This is a genomic window from Pseudomonas sp. BNK-15, assembly GCF_047456105.1.
Lineage (GTDB): Bacteria > Pseudomonadota > Gammaproteobacteria > Pseudomonadales > Pseudomonadaceae > Aquipseudomonas > Aquipseudomonas putida_E.
Genome location: NZ_CP179898.1, coordinates 2131262 through 2152362, shown reverse-complemented (window position 1 = coordinate 2152362; position 21101 = coordinate 2131262). Strand labels below are relative to the sequence as shown.

The window sequence follows — 21101 nt, the reverse complement described above, 5'->3', positions numbered from 1 at the left end:
ACGATGCCTTGTATCAGTCGGGTTCTCACACCCGGTCACCGAAGTGACCCGAAAACGTTATCCCTGAGGCATTTCCCCGACAACAGCGATACTTCAGCAGCGCTCGCAGGATAATTCCCAAAAGGTCGATGCTGAAGCATTTGGTTTCAGGCTCAGAAATGTCTTACGGCTATTGGTCCTTTCGCAGGAAGCCTCGCCACGAGGTCGACCCGGACTGTCACATCAATCGGGACAATGTTTCTTGCCGCAGGCAGATTGTCTGAACCATCCGCAATCCTCAGAATTGCCCGCCACACTGTTCTAACGCTGCCCCGGCAGCTCATGGAGTTCGAGCCAATGCCACACGAAGGCAGCCTTCTGCAAACCGCGGTGATCTTCCTGCTCGCCGCCGTCCTCGCCGTACCCTTGGCCAAACGCCTGCAACTTGGCGCCGTTATCGGCTACCTGCTGGCTGGCGTAGCCATCGGCCCACAGGCCCTGGGCCTGATCCGCGACACCGAAAGCGTGGCGCACATTTCCGAACTGGGCGTGGTCTTGCTGTTGTTCATCATCGGCCTGGAACTGTCGCCCAAGCGCCTTTGGCTGATGCGTAAGTCAGTGTTCGGCGTCGGTACTGCACAGGTGCTGCTGACCGGCGCACTCATCGGCGCCATCGCCCTGTTCGGCTTCGGCCAGTCACTCTCTGCCGCCATCGTGGTAGGCCTTGGCCTGGCCCTGTCGTCCACCGCATTGGGCCTGCAGAGCCTGGCCGAGAGCAAGCAGCTCAACGCCCCGCATGGCCGCCTGGCATTCGCCATCTTGCTGTTCCAGGACATCGCCGCGATCCCGCTGATTGCCCTGGTGCCACTGCTGGCCGCCAGCGGCCAGGACACCAGCCACGGTGACAGCCTGCAAAATGGCCTGAACGTCTTCGCCAGCATCGCTGTGGTGGTCGTAGGCGGGCGCTACCTACTGCGCCCGGTGTTCCGCATCGTGGCCCGCACCGGCCTACCGGAAGTGTCCACCGCCACCGCGCTGCTGGTAGTGATCGGCACCGCCTGGCTGATGGAGGAAGCCGGCATTTCCATGGCCCTGGGCGCCTTCCTCGCGGGCCTGCTGCTGGCCGACTCGGAATACCGGCATGAGCTGGAATCGCAGATCGAACCGTTCAAAGGCCTGCTGCTGGGGCTGTTTTTCATGAGTGTCGGCATGGGCGCAAACCTGAGCCTGCTGCTGGAAATGCCGCTCGTTCTGCTGGGCCTGACCCTGTTGTTGGTGACGGTCAAACTGGTGCTGCTGATCGGCGTCGGCCGCCTGGCCGGAGGCCTGAACAGCGCCAGCGCACTGCGCCTGGGGATGGTGCTGGCCGCCGGTGGTGAGTTCGCCTTCGTGGTGTTCAAGCTGGGCAAGGACCAGGGCCTGTTCGACACTCAGACCTACGACCTGCTGCTGATGACCATCACCCTGTCGATGGCCATCACCCCGCTGCTGATGCTCGGCTGCGCCCGCGCCCTCAAGCGCACGCAACCTGCACGCGAAGTACCCGAGCAATACAAGGCCATCGATGCCGGTACCCCGCGTGTGGTGATCGTCGGCATGGGCCGCATGGGGCAAATCGTCTCGCGTATCCTGCGGGCGCAGAAAATCCCCTTCGTCGCCCTGGAAACCTCGGTGGACGCCATCGAGATGACCCGCATGTTCGAACAGGCCCCGGTGTTCTACGGCGACCCACAGCGCCCCGAGGTGCTGCATGCAGCCAAGGTCGGCGAAGCGGAGTATTTCGTCATCACCACCGACGACCCGGAAGTGACCACACGCACGGCAGAGCGGGTCAAACGCCTGTACCCACACCTTAAGGTACTGGCACGCGCGCGTAACCGGCAGCATGTGCACAAACTGGTAGACGTGGGCGCAGAGCCAATTCGCGAGACGTTCTATTCGAGCCTGGAAATGACCCGCCGGGCGCTGGTCGGGTTGGGGCTGAGCAGTGAACAGGCGGCGGACCGCATCGAGCGGTTTGCCCAGCATGACGAGGAAGTGCTGGAGGCGCAGGGGCAGGTGCGTGATGACCGGGCCAAGGTGATGCAGACGGCCAAGGAAGCGCGGGTGGAGTTGGAGCGATTGTTTGATTCGGATGCGGATTAAGCTTCAGGCAAATTTCCGGATTGGCCAGCCTGTTCTCAAGGGCAACTGATTTCGCGCTCCGGCAAAAGCGATAGACTGCGAAAATTGCCCTTAGCGTTCCGCCTGGAGAACGATCATTGGAAGACCTCAACTCCCTCTACTACTTCACCCAAGTGGTCGAGCACGGCGGCTTCGCCCCGGCCGGGCGGGCGCTGGACATGCCCAAGTCGAAACTCAGCCGCCGCATCGCCGACCTTGAGGACCGCCTGGGCGTGCGCCTGCTGCACCGCACCAGCCGGCACTGTTCGCTCACCGAGATCGGCCAGGCCTACTACAACCGTTGCCTGGCCATGCGCGTAGAGGCCGAGGGCGCGGCAGAAATCATCGAGCGCAACCGCAGCGAACCGCGCGGGCTGGTGCGCATCAGCTGCCCGACTACCCTGCTCAACTCCTGGGTCGGGCCAATGCTCACCCGCTACATGCTCAAGTATCCGCAGGTAGAGCTGTTCATCGAGAGCACCAACCGCCGCGTCGACCTGCTGCACGAAGGCTTCGACGTGGCGCTGCGCGTGCGCTTCCCGCCGCTGGAAAACACCGACATGGTGATGAAAGTACTGAGCAACAGCACCCAGTGCCTGGTGGGGCACCCGCAGTATCTGGAGCACTTGCCCAAGGGCTTCGACCCGCAGTTGCTCGGGACGCTGCCCAGCGTGCATTGGGGGAGCGCCCAGCGCGAGTACCAGTGGGAGCTGTTCCAGGGCGAGGACATGAGCCGCAGCATCGTGATCCCGCACACACCGCGCATGGTCACCGATGACCTGTTTGCCCTGCGCCATTTCGTGGTGGCCGGAGTTGGTATTGCGCACTTGCCACGGGTGGCGGTGCGCGAAGACCTGGCCGAAGGCCGTTTGGTGGAGCTGTTGCCGCAGTGGCACCCCCGCTGCGGCATCGTGCATGCCATCTTTCCTTCGCGGCGTGGGTTGCTGCCGTCGGTGCGGTCGCTGATCGATCACCTGGCGGAGGAATTCGCGTTCAGCGACATGGCCTAGACCAGTCGCAGCGATAGGGTCTCTAGCCGTAAGACATTTCTGAACTTGAAACCAAATGCTTCAGCATCGACCTGCTTGGGAATTATCCTACGAGCGCTGCTGAAGTATCGCTGTTGTCGGGGAAATGCCTCAGGGATAACGTTTTCGGGTCGCTCAGGCGACCGGGTGTGAGAAACCCGACCGATAAAACAGCAGCACCGTAATGGTTGCCGTACGTGGGCGGGCTTCGGCTCGGCCGGGTTTTGCCTTTTTTCCTCGGTTTTCTCACCCCGCGTACGGCTGCCACCCACAATCTGTGAGAAAGATTCGAGTGGTAGTTCCCATTTTGAAAAAAAAGGAATTACACAATGAAGAAGATCGTTCCTGATCCACCCAGCCGTAAACCCGTCACTACCCCATTCTTCACCGTCCAGTCCGACATGTACCCGCCCGACGCCCTGGCCCATGCCAGCGAGCTGTTGCGCGGCGTCATCGAAACCATCGACGAACACTGCCGCGCCCGCGCAGGCGAACCTGGCCTGAACATGCTGAGCAATGCCATGCATGCCAGCGAGATCGCCCATTCGCTGGTCGAGCACGTGCACGCTCGGCTGTTTGGCCAACGGACCGAGGAGTGAAGCCATGGCAGACGAACCCAAGGTCCTGACCACCGTTGGCGTGGCGACCTTCCTCGATGTGGGTAACCCGCCGGTTGATCTGCTGCGTGTGCAGCCCGGCATTCCCATAGACGATGCCTACGAACAGGTGTCCGTGCTGCTCAGCTACATCAAGCACCTGGTGCGTGAAGGCGACATGGAGGATGACCACAAGCTGCTGGCAGCAGCCGACTATCTGAGCCTGTTGGCCAAAGCGCTGATGGACGATATCGAGATCGCCAAGAACAGACAGCGTTGATACCCGTCAGGTAAGCGATTGGAGGCCGCTTTGCGGCTCATCGCCGGCAAGCCAGCTCCTACAGGCCCTGTGGGAGTCGGCTTGCCGGCGATGGACTGCGTAGCGGCCCTGATAACTAACTGACTGGCATTACCGCAGAGCGCCCTTTCTTACATCAGCTCAAAACGCAAAGCACGAACACCCGAAGGCTCCCCAGAAGCCCTGGAAGTCATTCACCGGCACACTCGAATGCCGCGCCTTTTCATGGCTGTGCGCATGCACCCCGCAAGGCCCGCTGCACTGGTGCACCGTTGCAGCCAGTGATGGCGTACCCACGCGCCAGTGCCCCGGCACCTTGGCCACCGGCGACCACTCCGGCAGCACCGGCACCTGTGGCGGGCCAAGCCTGTCGAATTCGCCAGCGCCGTACACCACCTTGCCGTCAACGATAGTCAGTACCGACTCGATGCCCTTGATCGCCTCTTCATCAACGCTGAAGAAGTCCAGCGACAGCGCCGCCAGGTCCGCCAGCTGGCCAACCTTGATCTGGCCTTTCTTGCCCTGCTCGCTGGAGAACCAGGCGCTGCCCTGGGTGAACAGTTGCAGTGCGGTGTCGCGGCTCAGGCCTTCCGGGTACAGCTCCATACCGCCTACGGTCTTGCCGCTGACCAACCAGTACAGCGAAGTCCACGGGTTGTAGCTGGAGACCCGGGTGGCGTCGGTACCGGCGCCCACAGGCACACCCATTTCGAGCATGCGCTTGATCGGCGGGGTCTGCTCGGCGGCCTTCGCACCATAGCGATCGACGAAGTACTCACCCTGGAAGGCCATGCGGTCCTGGATGGCAATACCACCGCCCAACGCACGCACGCGCTCGATGTTCTGCGGGGTAATGGTCTCGGCGTGGTCGAAGAACCATGGCAGCCCGTTGAAAGGGATGTCGCGGTTGACCTTCTCGAACACGTCGAGCATGCGCGTGATCGATTCGTTGTACGTAGCGTGCAGGCGGAACGGCCAGCGCTGCTCGACCAGGTGGCGCACCACCGGTTCCAGCTCTTCTTCCATGGTTTGCGGCAGGTCCGGCCGCGGTTCGAGGAAGTCCTCGAAGTCGGCTGCGGAGAACACCAGCATCTCACCGGCGCCGTTATGGCGCAGGAAGTCGGTGCCGCTGTGCAGCTTGACGCTGGAGGTCCACTTCCTGAAGTCGTCCAGCTCTTCCTTGGGCTTTTGGGTGAACAGGTTGTAGGCGATGCGCACGGTCAGCTGGTTATTGTCGGCCAGCTCCTGAATCACCGAGTAGTCGTCAGGGAAGTTCTGGTAGCCGCCACCTGCGTCAATGGCGCTGGTCAGGCCCAGGCGGTTGAGCTCACGCATGAACTGGCGGGTCGAGTTGACCTGGTATTCCAGCGGCAGCTTCGGCCCTTTGGCCAAGGTTGCGTAAAGGATCATCGCGTTGGGGCGGGCGATGAGCATGCCGGTCGGGTTGCCGAACTTGTCGCGCTGAATTTCACCGCCCGGCGGGTTTGGCGTGTCCTTGCTGTAGCCCACGGCCTTGAGCGCGGCGCGGTTGAGCAGTGCGCGGTCGTACAGGTGCAGCAGGAACACCGGGGTATCGGGCGCAGCCTGGTTGATTTCTTCCAGGGTGGGCATGCGTTTTTCGGCGAACTGGAATTCGTTCCAGCCACCGACCACGCGCACCCATTGCGGGGTTGGCGTACGCGCCGCCTGGTCCTTGAGCATGCGCAGGGCATCTGCCACCGACGGCACACCTTCCCAGCGCAGTTCAAGGTTGTAGTTCAGGCCGCCGCGGATCAGGTGCAGGTGCGAGTCGTTCAGGCCCGGGATAACCGTGCGCTGCTTCAGGTCGATGATCTGCGTGGCAGCACCCTTGTGGGCCATGGCCTCGGCGTCGTTGCCCACGGCAATGAAGCGGCCATCCTTGATGGCTACGGCGGTGGCTGTGGGCTTTTCACGGTCGACTGTATGCAGCTTGCCGTTGAACAGGATCAGGTCGGCGGTCATGGAACCTCCTTGGATGGATGCGTGGGCGGAGCCGGCGGCGCCGGTGAAGGGCAATGCGGACCAGAGCGCGCCGGCGGCACCGAGCACGGTACTGGTGGCGAGGAACTGGCGACGGGTCTTGTCGTTGGGGTCCTGGGACATCTTCTTCTCCGTCTGGGTGCGGCGGTGGCTGGGGCAACTGCGGAGCATGCCGGTTCAAGCCTGGCCAGGGATTGCAGGGGTGTGCGGTGGGTTGATGAAGGTTAGCCCTGTTCACATTTTGTGCTGCCGGGGCCGGCGATGGGCCGCAACGCGGCCCCCGCTTATTCAGCGGCTCAGGAACGCCAACAGGTCTTCATTGAGCTGCTGCGCATGGGTCACTGCAAACCCGTGCGGCGCCCCGCTGTACACCTTCAGCTCAGCCCCGAGAATCAACTCCGCAGCCCGCTTGCCGGTGGTCTCGAACGGTACGATCTGATCGTCGTCACCGTGGATCACCAAGGTCGGCACATCGATCTTGGCCATGTCCGGGCGGAAGTCGGTTTCGGAGAACGCACTCACACAATCCAGCGTGCCCTTGATCGAAGCCATCAGGGCAATGTTCAGGGTCTGCGTCTGCACACCCTGAGACACCTGCTGCCCATGGTTCAGCCCATAGAACGGCGTGGCGAAATCGGCGATGAACTGCGCCCGATCCGCCCGCAGTCCAGCCTTGATGCCGTCAAATACCGAGGTATCGACACCGTCCGGGTTGTCGTCACGCTTGCCGAACACCGGCGTCACCGCGCCCAGCAGCACCAAGCCGGCAACGCGTTCGCTGCCGTGGCGGGCAATGTAGCGGCTGACGTCGCCGCCACCCATGGAGAAGCCCACCAGGGTCACGTCGCGCAGGTCGAGGTGCTCGATCAGCTGGGCGATGTCGTCAGCGAACGTGTCGTAGTCATAACCGTTCCACGGCTGGCTCGAACGGCCGAAACCGCGACGGTCGAAGGCAATGGCGCGGTAGCCGCGGCTAGCCAGGTACTCCATCTGCGAGTCCCACATGTCGGCATCCAACGGCCAGCCATGGCTGAACAACACGGGCTTGCCGCTGCCCCAGTCCTTGTAATAGATCGAAGTGCCATCGCGGGTAACGAGCGTAGTCATGTCGGTATCTCCTTGAAAGTGTCGAGGTTAAAAGCTGATTAGCTGCGCAGCCAGTTGGCGCAGCGACGGGTTACCCACGGCATGATGAAAAACACCACGGGCAGGATGACGAACAGGTTGACGATCAGGTTGCCGGTGATCACCCCGCCCAGTTGTGGGAAGCGTGCGAAAAAAGGCGCCAGCAGTTGCGGGATGATCATGGTCATCGGGCAGATCACCAGGTAGGTCAGCAGCGCCTGCTTCCAGCGCGGCGGTTGCGCGGAGGTAGTGCTGGGCGGTGTGAACCAGAACTCCGGATCTTCGTGCACCTGGGTGTGGTCGCCGCCTTCGAGCAGCGGCAGTACTTCGTTGACCAGCGTCTGGCGCTCGCTGGAGTTGACCCAGGCCTGCAGCAGGCTGGCATCTGCGAAGCGCACCACGGTGGTGAAGTGCAGCCCGCCGTCGTCCGGTCGGATCACATTGACATCCAGGTGCCCCGGCTGCTGCCGTGCGGTGCTGACCGTACGCTTGAGCCAAGCCTCGTAGCTGGCCAGCGCCTGGGCGCGGACCTTGTGCTGGATGACCAGGGTCACCACGTTGCGGTTGTCTTGGAGTGCGGTGTTCATCGGCGTTCCTTGGGATGAGCTTGCCCGCATCCACTGTGCAACAACGGACGGGCGGAGGATTGGATGGGTGTGCTGCCCTGCGCGGGCACCGCTGTCGGTGCCCCGGGCGGTCGGCTTACTTGCCGGCGTTGAAGGCGTTGTAACTGGTCATCAGGTTGCGGTAATCCGGAATGTGGTTGGAGCACAGCGCCGCCAGGCCTTCAACGTCGTTGCGCCAGTCGCGGTGCAGCTCACATGCCACGCCGAACCAGGTCATCAGCTGTGCGCCAGCCTGGCTCATGCGGTCGTGGGCGGCGTCGCGGGTCATGGCATTGAAGGTGCCGGAGGCATCGGTCACCACGAACACCTCGAACTCTTCTTCAAGTGCCGACAGCGCCGGGAACGCCACACACACCTCGGTCACTACACCGGCGATGATCAGCTGCTTCTTGCCGGTGGCCTTCACTGCCTTGACGAAGTCTTCGTTGTCCCAGGCGTTGATCTGCCCAGGGCGGGCGATATACGGGGCGTCCGGGAACAGGGCTTTGAGTTCTGGTACCAGCGGGCCGTTAGGGCCTTGTTCGAAGCTGGTGGTGAGGATGGTCGGCAGGTTGAAGAACTTGGCCAGGTCAGCCAGGGCCAGCACGTTGTTCTTGAACGCATCCGGCTCGATGTCACGGACCAGGGACAGCAGGCCAGCCTGGTGGTCGACCAGCAGAACAGCGGCGTCGTCTTTGTTCAGGCGGTTGTATTTGAAGTTGGTCATGGTCGTGCTCCTAAGGGTTTTGATGTTCAGTAAGTTGGGTGTTTCGCGTTGATGGGAGAAGATTAAAACCATCACCTTTGGAGCGGTAGATAGTGATTTTTGGCTTTAGCGTTCTATTTTGTGAACGATGATCTAGCCGTGGATTTGCCGGCACATTGAAGACGGGCAAGCTCTCGCAGGACTCCCCGAGAGCCGAAGGCGGAGAGTTTTCTCTAGTTTGCGTAGGACGTTTCCCAAAGCATCTTCAAGTGACCTCTAGGCCTATTGCGGGGTGCTAGCTTCCAGGTTTGCCTAGGACCTGGATATGAGTCGCATCAAGATGAATGGCAGAGGCCAAGCACTGGAGGGTGATCGCACCACGACGGGCGCTACCTGCCTTGCCAGCATCGGCAGCTTCCGCGTTGGTGGTCGCCGGGTACTGCGCGAAGGCGACGTGACTACCCCTTGTCCGGCCTGCGACAAGAGCGGCACCATCGTGGAAGGGATGCCAGGGTTCGTGGTTGCTGGCCGGCTGGCCGCAATGGATGGAGCTCGAGTAGCCTGCGGTTGTCCGGATGGATGCCGGGTAATCGCGCCCTTGGGGGATTCCTCCCCGTCCAAGCCAACATCCGTGGCCAGGTCTGCTGAAGCAAGCCCAACACCACATGAAGCGGATTCACTGCCTACTCGCTTCAGACGAAATGTTGCAAGCTCCCCGGTGGATACCTTAGAGCCAGGTTTCTTCATCGTCCCGCGCTGCATGACCTACCAGGAAGTCCTGGTTGAACTCGGCGCTCCGCAGGCCAATCTGCCGCGCTCCCTCCTGGAGCGCCTGAATCCTACCTATCAACAGGGTTTCAAAGCGGGCGAACTATTCATCATTGGCGACGGCCTCAGCCGACCGGTCTGTACGCGCGAAGAGCTGCATGCGATGAGCGCGGCGAAACAGGCGCGGGAGGCGTTGGCAAGCCTGACGCCGGAAGAGGCGGATTTCATGGTGCGGCATCAGGCTGAAATTGCAGGATGGCTCAGTGAAGTGAGCCTCTCAGTCGGAGTGAGCGAAGCGATGATGGCAAAGTCGTTGAGTGACATAAACCACATCTTGCGAAAGATCGAAGAATTGCATCAGCAACAATTTGCCAAGCACGGGCACCTGCGCAGTCGTGAGTTTTTCGCTGAACGTATGAAACTCCTCAAGCAATTAGATACGACCCTGAAAGCGACTGTTCTGAATAAGCGCCTGAACCTTGGCAACTATGAAAGACTGCGTCGGGACTTGGGCATCTCATCAAAAAGTCTGGTTCATCATTGGAGCAAAGCAGGGATACCTGGCCAGATCCCCGGATATTCAACACACCTGGATAAATTGGCGAGCATTTCCAAGTATTTGAAGGCAGGGGGACATATAGGCGTTGCTATTGGAGGTGTTGGCTCGATAGTGAAAATTTCCGATGTATGCCGAGCGGGCGATGCCAGGGCCTGCGAAAAAGTCAAAGTCACAGAGGCAGGGAATTTTTCCGGCGGTTTAGCCGGGGGCTGGGCTGGAGGCCAGGCGGGAATTAGAGCTGCTTTAAAAGTTTGCTGGAGAGTCGGACATCCTAAAGGCGTATTCATATGCGGCATAGCCATGACCGGAGCTGGAGCTTACTACGGCAGCACTAAAGGGATGAAGTATGGCGAGGAACTTGCGGACCTGATCTTCGAGACTTTCCACGATGACTGACACACTCGACGTCAACGTTAGGCTCTTTTTACTGGCATCTCCATTCTGTCTCGGCTTGATCGGGCTTTCATTAGACCTCTATATTGCTTGCAGCCGGGACTTCAAAGTAATGACTTCAGCACTTCAAAGGAGTGATTGTCTACCCTTTGCGAAAGGCCTATGTGGACAGCAAGGCTTAAAATCCAGAGTTCTCATCGTCTCCGCGATATCGAGCGAACTCATGTTCCCTAACGCCAGAATTCGCCGAGGATCACTAGATGCTCAGGACTATCTAGAGTTCCCCAAAGGCCTGAGAACAAGGATGGTCATCGCCGCTTGGTTTAATATAGTTGGCTTCACTTGGCTGATTGTAAATGGCTTCATCCTGTAACCTGTATAAATCGGGAGTGAAAAATATCGAGAACAAGGCAAGCCGTTGTCGAGACCGGTCAACGGCCTGGCACTTCGAATCGAGATCGCCCCATTGCCTGCCACCTCAACCTGCTCTATTACTACGCACAACTCTCCTCACCCCCCCGAGACATCCATGCTGGCGTTCATCCAGTCGTCCCCGTTGTTGCTCGGCACAATCCTGATCCTGCTCGACCTCGTGCTCTGGCAACTGATCCCCCCACAGCGCCGGGCCTGGCGCATCGGCACGCGGTTGTTGACGTTCGTGCTGTTCAGCTGGGTACTGGTGGCCGCCGGCATGAGCCCGCTGCAGCCCCCACCCTGGGTCGACGATGTGTCGCGCAACCTGATGGCCACGGTGCTGGCGATCGGCTGGTGGCTGTTTGGCGCGCGTACGGTGACGGTGGTGTTCGGCCTGCTGCTGGTGGCGCGCGGCAGCCATGGCGGGCGGTTGCTGCAGGATGTGCTGGGGGCGTTGATCTTCCTCGCGGCCGTGGTGGCCGCTGCGGGCTATGTGATGCAGCTGCCGGTGAAGGGCCTGTTGGCCACCTCGGGGGTCATGGCCATCGTCATCGGCCTGGCGCTGCAAAGCACCTTGGCCGACGTGTTCAGTGGCATCGTGTTGAATACCACGCGGCCCTACCAGATCGGCGACTCGATCTCCATCGACGGTACCGAAGGCAAGGTGCTGGACATCGACTGGCGAGCAACGCGCCTGCTCACGGGCTCAGGCAGCCTGGCGGTGATCCCCAACTCGGTGGCGGCCAAGGCCAAGTTGCTCAACCACAGCCGCCCGGCCGATGTGCATGGGGTGTCGGTCAGTGTGGTGGTGCCGGCCAAAGTGCGGCCTAAACGGGTGTTCGATGCGCTGGAAAAGGCGTTGCAGGGCACCAGCGCCATTCTTGCCTCACCCAAGCCGAAGGTCACGGTGAAGGCCTCCACGCTGGAGTCGGTGGAGTACGAAGCCAGCGGCTTTGTCGCCGACATGGGTGGCAAGACCGAGGCGCGCAACCAGCTGTTCGACCTGGCACATCGGCACCTGGAGGCCAGTGGCGTGATGTGGAACGTTGACCTGGCCATGCCGCCGCGCAGCCGTCAGCGTGAAGTGCTGGACGAGGTACGGGTGTTCCGTTCGCTGACTGACGAGGAGCGCGATGCCTTGAGCCAGCGCATGACTGCCGTCGAGTACCTGGCAGACCAAGTGATTCTGGGCGTTGGCGAGCATTCCGATCATTTGCTGGTGATCGGTAGCGGGGTGGTTTCGGCGGCGATACGCGATGGCGACAAATTGCTGGAAGCCGGGCGCATGGGGCCGGGGGAGGTGCTGGGGATCGAGGGCATCATCGATGAGGATGACTCGTTTGCCGAATTCCGTACCCTGACCAGCTGCGTGCTGTATCGCATCGAAAAGGAGCAGGTGCGTACCTGCCTGGTACAGCGCGGCGAGGTGCAGACGGCGTTGACCAAATTGCAACGGTTCCGACGGCAGAGCCGGGAGTCTTTGTTGCTGCAGAAGCCGACCCTGATCAAGAAAGGGGGCTTCCTCAGCTGGTTGCACAGATAAACTGATTTCCCGCACGGCCTTATTTGTAGGAGCGGCCTTGCGTCGCGAAAGGGCTGCATAGCAGCCCGGGCAATTGCTGCAGCGCCGCTGAATACCTGGGGCCGCTGCGCGCCCCTTTCGCGACGCAAGGCCGCTCCTACAGTCAGTGTCGTGGGACAACCTTACAGCACTACCCGCAAACACTGCCCCGCGTGGTACAGGGAGAACCCGGACTCGTAGAACGCCGTGCGCAACGACGGCGCACTCACCCCGGTCATCGGCGAGAACGGGATCGGCAGGCTATCCGCCTCACCCTTGAGCAGAAACTCGGCGAACGCCCGACCAATCACGGTGCCCGTGGTATTGCCCCGCCCGTTGTAGCCCGTCACCGCGACCAACCCGGGCGCCGGCTCGAACAGGCGCATCAGGTGGTCGGGGGTGAAGTCGATGCAGCCGGTCCAGTGCATCTCCCACTCGACCTTGCCCAGCTCCGGGTAGTAATGGCTCTGGATACGGTCAGCCCAACTGCGCACGAACCACGCAGGCTTGTTGTCGACCCGTCCAAGGCTGCCGAGCAGCAGGCGGCCTCGATCGTCGCGGCGGATGCTGCTGAGCACCGTGCGGGTGTCCCACGAGCCCTGACCATGGGGCAGGACCTTGTCGGCTGCAGCGCCGTGCAGCGGTTTGGAGGCCACCTGATAGTAGTAACCGCGGAAAAACTGCTTTTGCAGGTTGCTCCAGTCGCCCTCGGTGTACGCACCGGTGGAGATCACGACCTTGTCGGCGCGCACCGAACCGCGTGCAGTCTTCACCCGCCAGGCATCGCCGTCGCGCTCCAGGCCTTCGACGGCCGATTGCTGGAACAGTTTGCCACCCAGGCGCGCAACCGCAGCGGCCAGGCCCTGTGTGTAACCCATGGGGTTGATGGTGCCGGCGCGGCGGTCTAGCAGCGCGGCGGAAATCTTGTCGGTGCCGCAGTATTCCTGGCACTGGGCGCCGGTCAGCAACTCCACATCGGCACCGCGGCGGCGCCACTGTTCATGGCGTGCTTCGAGGTCAGCGATGCCTGTGGCGTTGTGCGCCATGTGCAGGGTGCCTTTGTGCTGTGCCTGGCAGTCGATGCCAAGGCGCTCGATCATGGCGAACACTTCACCAGGGGCCTCACCGAGCACCTTGTTCAGGCGGCTGCCCTGCTTCTGGCCCAGAGTCGCCTCGACATCGTCGGGGCGGATCCAGGTGCCTGCGTTGACCAGGCCGACGTTGCGCCCGGAGCCGCCGTGGCCGATCTTCCAGGCCTCCAGCAGGATCACCGACTTGCCCTGTTCGAGCAGGTGGATGGCCGCCGACAGGCCGGTAATGCCGCCGCCGATGACGCAGACGTCGGCCTTGTGTTCACCGGCCAGAGCCTGGGCGGCGACGGTCGGTTGGCTGACGTGTTCCCACAAGCATTGTTGACGCAGTTCGGACATGGCCGGCTCCAGCGATATTGTTCTTGTTGGGGCTGCTGCGCAGCCCTGTCGCCGGCAAGCCGGCTCACACAAGGATCGCACCGAACCCTGTGGGAGCCGGCTTGCCGGCGAACCGGGGGCAAAGCCCCCGGCCATGCAGCATCAGTCGAACACGATACCCTGCGCCAGCGGCAGCTCGCGCGAGTAGTTCACGGTGTTGGTCTGGCGACGCATGTAGCCTTTCCAGGCATCGGAACCCGACTCACGACCACCGCCGGTTTCCTTCTCGCCACCGAAGGCACCGCCGATCTCGGCACCGCTGGTGCCGATGTTGACGTTGGCAATGCCGCAGTCGCTGCCCGAGGCGCTCTGGAAGCGCTCGGCCTCACGGATGTCAGTAGTGAAGATGCACGACGACAGGCCTTGTGGCACTTCGCTGTTCAGGCGCAGGGCCTCTTCGAAGTCATCGTAGGCCAGCACGTAGAGGATCGGCGCGAAGGTTTCATGGCGCACCACATCGCTCTGCGCGGGCATCTCGGCGATGGCCGGCGAAACGTAATAGGCGTTCGGGAACTGGTCGGCCAGCTGACGCTCGCCACCGAATACCTGGCCACCCTCGTCGCGGGCCTTGGCCAGCGCGCCCTGCATGGCATCGAATGACAGCTTGTCGATCAGCGGGCCCACCAGGTTGTCTTTGCGTGGGTCACCGATGCGCACTTTGCCGTAAGCCGCTTTGATGCGGGCAACCACTTCGTCCTTGATCGAGCGGTGCACGATGAGCCGGCGCAGGGTGGTGCAGCGCTGGCCGGCGGTGCCCACAGCGGAGAACAAGATGCCACGCACGGCCAGGTCCAGGTCGGCGCTCGGCGCCAGGATCATGGCGTTATTGCCGCCCAGTTCCAGAATGCTGCGGCCGAAACGGGCAGCAACGCGCGGGCCGACTTCACGGCCCATGCGGGTGCTGCCAGTAGCGCTGACCAGCGGCACGCGCGGGTCATCCACCAGGGCTTCGCCGGCTTCGCGGCCACCGATGACCAGCTGTGCCAGGCCAGCCGGGGCATCGCCAAAGGCTTTCAGGGCTTTTTCGAACAGCGCCTGGCATGCCAGCGCGGTCAGCGGGGTCTTCTCGGAAGGCTTCCACACCACCGAGTTACCGGCCACCAGGGCCAGCGCGGTGTTCCAGGCCCATACCGCCACCGGGAAGTTGAAGGCGCTGATCACGCCGACCACGCCCAGCGGGTGCCAGCTTTCACGCATGTGGTGGCCAGGGCGCTCGGACGCGATGGTCAGGCCGTACAGCTGACGTGACAGGCCAACGGCGAAATCGCAGATGTCGATCATTTCCTGGACTTCACCCAGGCCTTCCTGAGTGATCTTGCCGGCTTCGATCGACACCAGTTCGCCCAGGTCGGCCTTGTGTTCACGCAGCACTTCACCGAACAGGCGCACCAGTTCGCCACGGCGCGGGGCCGGCACGCTGCGCCAGGCTTCGAAGGCACTCTGCGCCTGGTCGATGCGGGCGGTGGTCTCGGCCTTGCCAAGCAGTTTCACCGAGGCGATCTGGCTACCGTCGATCGGGGTGTGAACAGGGTAGTCGCCCTGGGTGTAAGCCGTGGCGGCAACGCCAAGGCGCTCGAGCAATCCAGCAACCATTGTGCTTCTCCTACATCGGGTGATGGGGTGGAAAAATGATGTGGATCAGTATTAATCCGATCACACCAGTGCAACAAACGACCTTTATTCCGCATATCATTCCGTCAGGTAATGATTTGAGCCGCAGAGACCGCTATGTCCAAACGCCTGGTGCCTTCCATGACCGCCCTGCAGTGCTTCGAAGCTGCAGCCCGCCACCTGAGCTTTACCCGCGCCGCCGAAGAGCTGCACCTGACCCAGAGCGCGGTCAGCAAGCAGGTCGCACAGCTCGAAGAGATGCTGCGCCACCACCTGTTCCTGCGTATCCGCCGGCGCCTGCAATTGACCCCCGCCGGCAGCCTGTACCTGGCCGAGGTCAACAAGATCCTCACGCAGGTGGACATGTCCAGCCGCTACGTTCTGACCTATGGCGAGCAGACCGAGATATTGAAGGTAGCCACTCAACCGAGTTTTGGCGTGCGCTGGTTGATCCCGCACCTCAAGGGCTTCGGCAAGCGCCACACGAACATCCACCTGGACATCCGTAACGAGATGGAGCCGTTTGCCTTGCTGCAGGGCTCGGCGGATGTGGTGTTTTTCTATGGGCAAGGCACCTGGCCGGGGGCGACCTGCGTGGAGCTGTTCCGTGAGGAAGTGGTGCCGGTGTGTGCGCCGGAGCTGCTGGCCGGGCGCACGCTGGGCGATGCTGCAGAACTGGCCGACCTGGTGCTGCTGCAAAGCACCTCGCGGCCGGAGGCCTGGCATGAGTGGTTCCTGGAGCTGGGGCTACACAGCGTCAGCTCCTACCACGGGCCGCGGTTCGATACCTTCTACATGGCGCTAAGTGCGGCGCAAGCGGGTTGTGGGGTAGCGCTGGTGCCGCGTTACCTGGCGGCCAAGGAACTGGCGGAAGGGAGCCTAGTGGTGCCGTGGAACCATGCGATGCGCAGTGCCGGGGCGCATTACCTGGCGTATGCCGAACATGCGGCGGAGGTGCCCAAGGTGCGGGCATTGGTGGAATGGATTCATGAGCAGCTTCAGGCTTGAGATTGCCGGGGCCGCTTTGCGGCCCATTCGCGACACAAGGCCGCTCCTACAAACAGCAGCTCACCTTGTGTCGCGAATGGCCCTGACGATCGATCAAAAAAGGAATGATACAGCCACTTTTTTTCGCTTGTGGCCATAGTGCATTCCCAGCTTTCATGTAAGCGTCCGAACCCAACCAGGAAGCTAGCGATGCCCGCCCACGATTTCGTCAGCCCCGACAGCATCCGCGCGCAGTTCTCTGCCGCCATGTCGCTCATGTACAAACAGGAAGTGCCGCTGTACGGCACGCTGCTGGAGCTGGTGAGCGAAATCAACCAGCAGGTCATGGCCCAGCAGCCAGAGGTGGCCCAGGCCCTGCGCTGGACCGGCGAGGTCGAGCGCCTGGACCAGGAGCGCCACGGCGCCATACGCGTCGGCACAGCACAAGAGCTGGCCACCATCGCCCGGTTGTTCGCGGTCATGGGCATGCAACCGGTCGGGTATTACGACCTCAGCAGCGCCGGCGTGCCTGTGCACTCCACTGCGTTTCGCGCCGTGCACGAACAGGCACTGCACATCAGCCCGTTCCGCGTATTCACCTCACTGCTGCGCCTGGAGCTGATCGACAATCCCGCACTGCGTGAGTTGGCACAGACCCTCCTGGCCAAGCGCAAGATTTTCACCGCCCGCGCCCTTGAGCTGATCGCCCAGTGCGAGCGCGATGGCGGCCTGAACGCGGCCGACGCCGAAGCGTTCGTGCAGCAAGCCCTGCATACCTTCCGCTGGCACCAGGATGCCACGGTCACCGCCGAGCAGTACCAGCAGTTGCACGACCAGCACCGCCTGATCGCTGACGTGGTGGCGTTCAAGGGGCCGCACATCAATCACCTGACCCCGCGCACCCTGGACATCGATGCGATCCAGTTGGGCATGCCGGCCAAGGGTATCCCGCCCAAAGCCGTTGTCGAAGGCCCGCCCACTCGCCGCCACCCGATCCTGCTACGCCAGACCAGCTTCAAGGCACTGCAGGAGAAGGTTGCGTTCAGTGACCAACACGGTAGCGAAGGCAGCCACACCGCACGTTTCGGCGAGATCGAGCAGCGCGGCGCGGCACTCACGCCCAAAGGCCGGCAGCTGTATGACAAGCTGCTCGACGCTACCCGTGCGGCCTTGGGCGGTGCACCGGCCGAGGCCAATGCCGAGCGCTACATGGCACTGCTAAAAGAGCAGTTTGCCGAGTTCCCGGATGACCTGGCGCAGATGCGTGAGCAAGGGCTGGCGTACTTCCGCTATTTCGCGACCGAAAAGGGCCTGGCTGCACGCGAGCAGGCTGATCGCCCGACCACTTTGGAGGGTTTGATCGAGGCGGGCCATGTGCACTTCGAGGCGCTGGTCTACGAGGACTTTCTGCCAGTGAGCGCGGCAGGGATCTTCCAGTCCAACCTGGGTGACGATGCCCAGGCGGAGTATGGCAGCAACGCCAACCGCGAGGCCTTCGAGGCGGCGTTGGGGCTACAGGTGCAGGATGAGCTGGCGTTGTATGCGCAGAGTGAGAAACGCTCGTTGCAGGCTTGTGCGCAGGCGTTGAACCTGGCGTTGGGGTAAGGGTCAGGATTGTTGGGGGCGCCTTGCGCCCCTTTCGCGACACGAGGCCGCTCCTACCGGGGGGGTGTAGCAGCGGCCCCTGGGGTTTCAACGAAACCGATCGACTTCCTGGCGCAACTGCGCCGCCAGCCCTTCCAGCTCTTTGGCGGTAAAGGCCAGCTCATTGGCCACGTCACGCTGTTCGCTGTTGGCCTGGGCAATGCTCTGCAGGTTGCGGCTGAGCACGGTTGCGGTGCTGCTTTGTTCCTGGGTGGCAGTGCTGATCACGGTAAACTGCTCACCCGCGACGCGGCTTTGCTCGTCAATACGCGCCAGCGCCTCGGCCACCTTGTCGTTGCGTGCCAGGCCCTCCTGCATCAACTGATTGCCCTGCTCCAGGGTGCTGATGGCATGGCCGGTCTGCTGCTGGATGCTAGCGATCATCACGGAGATTTCATCGGTCGCTTGACGCGTACGGGCTGCCAGGCCACGTACCTCGTCAGCCACCACGGCAAATCCACGGCCCTGCTCCCCCGCGCGCGCTGCTTCGATGGCGGCGTTGAGCGCCAGCAGGTTGGTCTGTTCGGCAATGGCGGTAATCACCCCGACAATGCCGCCGATTTCCTGGGAGCGTGCACCCAGGGTGTCCATCACGGTTGCAGTGCCACCCAGTGCCTCGGCGATCTGGCGCAACGAACTCGACGCTTCATCCATCGCGCTACGGCCAATACGGGTCTGCTGGGCATTGTCACGGGCCATGCGCTCGGTGCCCGCCATGTTGTCGGCGATGTTCATCGAGGTGGCGCTGAACTCCTCTACCGCACCGGCCATGCTGGTGATTTCGCCGGACTGCTGGTCCATGCCTTCGCAGGCACCGGCCGACAGGCCAGACAGCGAGCGGGCGCGGCCGCTGACCTGCTCGGAGGCCCCGCGAATGTGTTCGACCATGGTCGCCAAGGCTTCGCCCATTTTGTTGAAGCTGCGTGCCAGCTGGCCGATCTCGTCATGGCTGGTCACGGCCAGGCGGGCGCTCAGGTCGCCTGCGCCCAGCGCCTCGGCCTGGCGCACCAGGTCATCCAGCGGGCGCAACTTGCGGCGCAGCAGCCACAGCGTGGCGGCCACTGCCAGCAACATCGCCAGCAAACTGCCGATGGCCAGGCGCAAGCCAACATCCCAGGTCACCGCGCGGATTTCTTCCAAGGGCATGCTGGCGACTACCGTCCAGGGGCCTTCGGCAAAGGGCGCAGAAGCGCTGTACAGAGGCTGGTCGGCATTGGCCGGGGGCACCAGCCATTTGCCCTGCTCGTCGCGCAATGCCAGCGAGCCGGTATCGCCAATACGGAAGCGCTTGAGGTTGGCGAACTGCGCGTTTTGCGCGTCGGTATAGTCGAAGCCAACGAACAGCACCGCGATCACCCGGCCGCTGCCATCGGTCACCGGCACATAGCGGGTCATGTAATTGCGCTCGAACAGCAGGGCACGGCCGACGTAGGTCTGCCCAGCCATCAGTTTCGCGTAGGCCGGGTGCTGGCGGTCGAGCTGGGTGCCGATGGCCCGGCTGCCATCCTGCTTTTTCAGGTTGGTGCTGATGCGTACAAAGTCGTCGCCGCTGCGTACGAACAGGGTCGCTACACCTGCGGTCATCTGCTGAAATTCATCGACCTGCTGGAAGTCGTTGTTGAGCAGGTGATCACCCAGGTACAGCGCCGGCGTGGCCTGGCCGGCCACCTGCACGGTTTCTCCGGCATGCAGCGACAGCCCCGAAACGAAGCGGCGCTCGAACAGGCCGCTCAGGCGCTGGGTGTTGTCCTTGAGCGAACCGTGGAAGGTTTCAAGCTGATCGGCCAACAGTCGCGCTTCACTGGCCAGGTGTTCCTGGCGAGTGGTGAGGTTGGCGTCGTCCAGGGAACGCAGGGCGAACAGAGTACTGCCGGTGATCACCAGCGCCAGCACGATGGCGAGGGCGATACCAAGCTGCGAGGCGATTCGGGCACGCGGTTGAGACATGGGAAGCTCCTGGCAGGCGGCCCGGATCATCCTGATCACCCCGACCGACCGCTGTTGTCAACGGAGAATCGCGCCCTCTTCCGGGACGCTGGTGCAACTAGATCGGCGTCGCTGGCAAATACTTGAGTGTCGGACCCGGATATTCGCAAACGTTTTCTTCGTCTGCACCGCCCCACCTGTAGGAGCCGGCTTGCCGGCGACAGGGCCAGTGCAGGCAATCAAATAGCCGGCAGGATGTGCACAGCCGGCAAATTCACCGCCTGCGCCTCTTCCTGCAAAAACACGCTCAACCGCCGCAACCGCTCACCACCCGGCCGGGTCCGCGGCCACACCAGGTAATAATCCATGCCGCTGGGCACCGCTGTCGGCCATGGCAGGCTCAAACGACCATGCGCTACATCCTCGGCGACCATCAGCAGGTCACCCATGGATATCCCGTAGCCACGCGCCGCCGCGATCATCCCCAGTTCCAGCGTGTCGAACACCTGCCCACCCTTGAGTGAAACAGTGTCTGCCAGCCCCATGCGCTCCAGCCATTCGCGCCAGTCACGCTTGTCGGGGGTCGGGTGCAGCAGTTCGATCCCGGCCAGCCGGCGTTCGTCCAAAGGGCCTTCCTTGAGCAGGTCGGGTGCGCCCACCGGGATCAGTAGCTCGGCAAACAGCCGGCGTACCTCCCAGTCCGGCGGAAAAACGCCGTCACTGAGCAATACCGCGCAGTCGAAAGGCTCCTGGTTGAAGTCCACGTGGTCTACGTCCATCCAGGCGCTGGTCAATTGCACTTCATTGCCCGGCTGCAAGTGCCGGAACTGGCTCAGGCGTGCCAGCAGCCAGCGCATGGTCAGCGTCGACGGCGCCTTCATGCGCAATATGTCGTCCTCTCCGCGCAAGGTGTCGCACGCGCGCTCCAGCGCGGCAAAGCCCTCACGCACGCCGGGCAGCAGCACCCGCGCGGCTTCGGTCAATTGCAGGCTGCGGCCGCTGCGGATGAACAGGCGGCAGGCAAAGTGCTCCTCCAGGGTACGGATGTGTCGGCTGACCGCACTCTGGGTGATCGAAAGCTCCTGGCCGGCACGGGTGAACGAGCTGAGCCGGGCGGCGGCTTCGAATGCGCGCAGCGCATACAGCGCGGGCAGCTGACGGGACATATGGCACCTGCATACGGGGCAGAGAAGGAATGCGTAGAATCATATATGCATGAGTTCAACTCATGCCAATCATCGTTTTTATCCTTTTGTGCAAAGTTGACC

16 protein-coding genes are annotated in these 21101 nt (G+C 62.4%); 8 read left to right on the top strand and 8 right to left on the bottom strand.

Translation table 11 applies throughout. The features are described 5' to 3' along the window. Nucleotides 1-336: 336 nt before the first annotated feature. The 4 genes from ACMGF5_RS09905 to ACMGF5_RS09890 all read left to right on the top strand — a co-directional run bounded on the left by ACMGF5_RS09905 (nucleotide 337) and on the right by ACMGF5_RS09890 (nucleotide 4046). Nucleotides 337-2124, top strand: coding sequence for a monovalent cation:proton antiporter-2 (CPA2) family protein (locus ACMGF5_RS09905; RefSeq protein ID WP_204919326.1), 1788 nt, complete (start codon nucleotides 337-339; stop codon nucleotides 2122-2124). A 116-nt stretch (nucleotides 2125-2240) separates the two neighbouring features. After that, the gene (locus tag ACMGF5_RS09900) at nucleotides 2241-3152 is read left to right on the top strand and encodes a LysR substrate-binding domain-containing protein (protein ID WP_115273303.1); all 912 of its coding nucleotides are present in this window, start codon (nucleotides 2241-2243) and stop codon (nucleotides 3150-3152) included. Nucleotides 3153-3499: 347 nt separating this feature from the next. Continuing rightward, on the top strand, nucleotides 3500-3769 hold the full coding sequence (locus ACMGF5_RS09895) for a hypothetical protein (protein WP_039604233.1): 270 nt from the start codon (nucleotides 3500-3502) through the stop codon (nucleotides 3767-3769). Between the two features lie 4 nt (nucleotides 3770-3773). Beyond that, nucleotides 3774-4046, top strand: coding sequence for a DUF3077 domain-containing protein (locus ACMGF5_RS09890; protein ID WP_119688056.1), 273 nt, complete (start codon nucleotides 3774-3776; stop codon nucleotides 4044-4046). A 159-nt stretch (nucleotides 4047-4205) separates the two neighbouring features. Here the strand turns inward: ACMGF5_RS09890 and ACMGF5_RS09885 are convergent, their stop codons facing one another. From ACMGF5_RS09885 to ycaC, 4 genes are all read right to left on the bottom strand, one after another. Continuing rightward, nucleotides 4206-6047: an amidohydrolase gene (locus tag ACMGF5_RS09885; RefSeq protein WP_414157852.1), complete on the bottom strand. Its 1842-nt coding sequence runs from the start codon at nucleotides 6045-6047 to the stop codon at nucleotides 4206-4208. Nucleotides 6048-6353: 306 nt separating this feature from the next. Further along, nucleotides 6354-7172 (bottom strand): alpha/beta fold hydrolase, encoded by an 819-nt coding sequence (locus ACMGF5_RS09880; RefSeq protein ID WP_196997301.1) that lies wholly within the window; start codon nucleotides 7170-7172, stop codon nucleotides 6354-6356. A gap of 38 nt (nucleotides 7173-7210) precedes the next feature. Beyond that, complete coding sequence (locus tag ACMGF5_RS09875; RefSeq protein WP_115273300.1) at nucleotides 7211-7777, bottom strand: antibiotic biosynthesis monooxygenase; 567 nt, start codon at nucleotides 7775-7777, stop codon at nucleotides 7211-7213. Between the two features lie 115 nt (nucleotides 7778-7892). Continuing rightward, a complete protein-coding gene (gene ycaC, locus ACMGF5_RS09870; RefSeq protein ID WP_012312166.1) occupies nucleotides 7893-8522 on the bottom strand; it encodes an isochorismate family cysteine hydrolase YcaC in 630 nt (209 codons plus the stop codon). Between the two features lie 304 nt (nucleotides 8523-8826). On the opposite strand from ycaC, the gene ACMGF5_RS09865 reads away from it, so the two are divergent. Next, nucleotides 8827-10224 carry a PAAR domain-containing protein gene (locus ACMGF5_RS09865; RefSeq protein ID WP_174141064.1) on the top strand — a complete coding sequence of 466 codons (1398 nt, stop codon included), beginning with the start codon at nucleotides 8827-8829 and terminating at the stop codon, nucleotides 10222-10224. 526 nt (nucleotides 10225-10750) lie between these two features. Next, the gene (locus ACMGF5_RS09860) at nucleotides 10751-12178 is read left to right on the top strand and encodes a mechanosensitive ion channel domain-containing protein (protein ID WP_414157756.1); all 1428 of its coding nucleotides are present in this window, start codon (nucleotides 10751-10753) and stop codon (nucleotides 12176-12178) included. Between the two features lie 161 nt (nucleotides 12179-12339). Here the strand turns inward: ACMGF5_RS09860 and ACMGF5_RS09855 are convergent, their stop codons facing one another. Continuing rightward, nucleotides 12340-13626, bottom strand: a complete 1287-nt coding sequence (locus ACMGF5_RS09855; RefSeq protein ID WP_046786896.1) for an NAD(P)/FAD-dependent oxidoreductase — start codon at nucleotides 13624-13626, stop codon at nucleotides 12340-12342. Between the two features lie 141 nt (nucleotides 13627-13767). Further along, the gene (locus ACMGF5_RS09850) at nucleotides 13768-15258 is read right to left on the bottom strand and encodes an aldehyde dehydrogenase family protein (protein WP_414157755.1); all 1491 of its coding nucleotides are present in this window, start codon (nucleotides 15256-15258) and stop codon (nucleotides 13768-13770) included. 135 nt (nucleotides 15259-15393) lie between these two features. Between ACMGF5_RS09850 and ACMGF5_RS09845 the strand changes: the two genes are divergently transcribed. Next, complete coding sequence (locus ACMGF5_RS09845) at nucleotides 15394-16284, top strand: LysR family transcriptional regulator (RefSeq protein ID WP_039603926.1); 891 nt, start codon at nucleotides 15394-15396, stop codon at nucleotides 16282-16284. 189 nt (nucleotides 16285-16473) lie between these two features. Next, a complete protein-coding gene (locus ACMGF5_RS09840) occupies nucleotides 16474-17868 on the top strand; it encodes a VOC family protein (protein ID WP_115273294.1) in 1395 nt (464 codons plus the stop codon). A gap of 87 nt (nucleotides 17869-17955) precedes the next feature. On the opposite strand, the gene ACMGF5_RS09835 is transcribed toward ACMGF5_RS09840, so the two are convergent. Together ACMGF5_RS09835 and ACMGF5_RS09830 are read right to left on the bottom strand one after the other, a co-directional pair. Further along, on the bottom strand, nucleotides 17956-19854 hold the full coding sequence (locus tag ACMGF5_RS09835; protein WP_125924388.1) for a methyl-accepting chemotaxis protein: 1899 nt from the start codon (nucleotides 19852-19854) through the stop codon (nucleotides 17956-17958). Between the two features lie 218 nt (nucleotides 19855-20072). Continuing rightward, complete coding sequence (locus ACMGF5_RS09830; protein WP_414157754.1) at nucleotides 20073-20999, bottom strand: LysR substrate-binding domain-containing protein; 927 nt, start codon at nucleotides 20997-20999, stop codon at nucleotides 20073-20075. Between the last annotated feature and the right edge of the window lie 102 nt (nucleotides 21000-21101).